At 68.9% G+C, this 2,447-nt stretch carries 2 protein-coding genes; one reads left to right on the plus strand and one right to left on the minus strand.

Going from position 1 to position 2,447, the window contains the following annotated elements:
- The coding region (locus tag G3N61_RS38765) for a Na+/H+ antiporter (RefSeq protein ID WP_205825081.1) at nt 1-1,242 on the minus strand (1,242 nt) is incomplete at its 3' end.
- Between the two features lie 296 nt (nt 1,243-1,538).
- Here G3N61_RS38765 and G3N61_RS38770 point away from each other — a divergent pair.
- Nucleotides 1,539-2,447: EAL domain-containing protein (locus G3N61_RS38770; RefSeq protein ID WP_205825083.1), on the plus strand; the 909-nt coding region annotated here is incomplete at its 3' end.

Below are 2,447 nucleotides of genomic sequence, written 5' to 3' on the forward strand. Positions count from 1 at the left end.
GACCACCGCGACGACGAGCGAGCCGAGGATCACGGCCGACGCGACGAAGATCGCCGTGTCGCGGCCCGGCAGCGGCACGCCGTCGGACAGCGCGACCGGAATCGACAGCACGCCGGCGAGCGTGACCGCCCCGCGCACGCCGCCGACCGTCATCACCGCGATCGTGCGCACGCCGGCCATCGTGCCCGCGAGGCCCTGGCGCGCGGCGCGACGGCTCGCGAACCAGCGCAGCAGCCAGACCCACAGGAAGCGGATCGCATACAGCGCGAGCATCATCGCGCAGACGTTGAAGATCATCCGGCCGACGAGCGCGTCGCTCGTGTGGTGCGCGTCGACGAGCGTGCGGCCGATGATGTGCGGCAGCTGCAGCCCGAGCATGATGAACACCATGCCGTTGAACACGAACTCGATCATCGCCCACGTGCTTTCGGCGCGCACGCGCGACGCGACGGTGCTTTTGCGCGAGAAGCTCGTGTAATTCATCATCATCCCGGCCGACACGGCCGCCAGCACGCCCGACAGGTCGAGGTGCTCGGCGAACAGGTAGGCCGCGAACGGCACGAGCAGCGTCATCACGATACCGGGGGCCGGATCGCCTTCCTGCTCGGCGTTCAGGAAACGCGTCGACAGCGCGCTGAACGCCCACGACACGATCGCGCCCGTCGCGAGCCCGCCCGCGGCGACGATCACGAACGTGATCGACGCGTCGCGCAGCGAGAACATGCCGGTCAGCGCGGCCGCGATCGCGAATTTCAGCGCGACGAGGCCCGACGCGTCGTTCATCAGCGCCTCGCCTTCGAGGATGTGCATCAGCTGCGGCGGGATCCGGCCACGGCCGGCGATGCCGGACAGCGCGACCGCGTCGGTCGGCGACAGCACGGCCGCGAGCGCGAACGCGATCGGCAGCGGCAACTCGGGTATCAGCCAGTGCGCGAAGTAGCCCACTGCGAGTACCGTCATGAACACGAGCCCGAAGGCGAGCATCAGGATCGCGCGGCGCTGCAGGTACAGCTCGCGCTTCGGAATCCGCCAGCCGTCCGCGAACAGCAGCGGCGGAATGAACAGCAGCATGAAGATTTCGGGATCGAACGTGACGTGCAGGTTCAGCTTCGGCCACGCGAGCATCGCGCCGAACGCGATCTGCATCAGCGGCAATGGCAGTTGGAACGGCAGGATGCGCGTGATGGCGCCGGACAGCGCGACGGTCAGCAGCAGGATCAGGACGGTGAAGACGATTTCCATCGATACGGCGAATACGGGGAATGAAACGATCGTACGGAGTGTAGCGTGATGGCGTGACGGATGCGTTCGAGCGGCCGGTGCGCGCGCACTGAAATGGTGCGCGTGACATGCGCCGCGGTGGTGCGGCAGCGCGGCGCACCACCGCGGCACACGGGTTGCCGGTGCCTTGCACGGAGCTTGCTTGATGTGGGGCAGCCGTCCGGCGCTGACCGGGCAACCGAGGGTCCAACCATGACATTGCACGCGCCGTTCGCTTCGTCGGGCGCCGCGTTCGAAGGCAATACCAGGAGGAAGGCATGACGATCGTGCAACAGGAGCGTCCGGCCGCCGCGTCGCCGTACCGGTTCGAGCGGGAGGTGAGTTCCGGTCTCGAACGTCTGGCGACGCAGCACCGCGACCTGACGCTCACGACCGTGTTCCAGCCGATTTTCAGCCTGTCGCACCAGCGTGCGGTGGGCTACGAGGCGCTGCTGCGCGCGCACGATGCGCTCGACCGCGCCGTGTCGCCGCTCGACGTGTTCGGCGAGGCTGCGCGCCAGGGCGAGCTGCTGCAGCTCGACCGGCTCGCGCAGGCGCTGCATCTCGAGAACTTCGCGCTGCTCGGCGCCGAGCGCGAGTGGCTGTTCCTCAACGTCCATCCGGGCGTGCTCACCGATCCGTTCCAGGCGGCCGCGCTGCTCGCGAACCTGAAGCGGCTCGGCATGCCGCCGCGCCGCATCGTGCTCGAAGTGCTCGAACAGCGCGCGGAAGACGTCGAGCGGCTCGCCGAGGCCGTGCGCGAATTCCGCACGCACGGCTTCCTGATCGCGCTCGACGATTTCGGCGCGGGCCATTCGAACCTCGAGCGGATCTGGCAACTGAACCCGGACATCGTGAAGCTCGACCGGATCATGCTGTCGCACGCGGCGCACCGTACCGGGCTCACCGCGATCCTGCACGGGCTCGTGACGCTGCTGCACGAAGCCGGCAAGCTGGTGCTGGTGGAGGGCATCGAGACCGAGCACGAGGCGCAGATCGCGCTGTCGTGCGAGGCCGATTTCGTGCAGGGCTATTACTTCGGCCGGCCGGCGCCGGGGCTGCCCGACAGCGCGGCCGCGACGGGCTGCATCGGCGAGCTGACCGAGCGCTTTCGGCAGCAGACCGACGCGCGCGAGCGGCGCGATGCGCAGCGGCTCGCGCCGTACCTGCGCGCGTTCGAACGCGCG

Source organism: Burkholderia sp. Ac-20349, assembly GCF_017104865.1.
Taxonomy (GTDB): Bacteria; Pseudomonadota; Gammaproteobacteria; order Burkholderiales; family Burkholderiaceae; genus Burkholderia; species Burkholderia aenigmatica.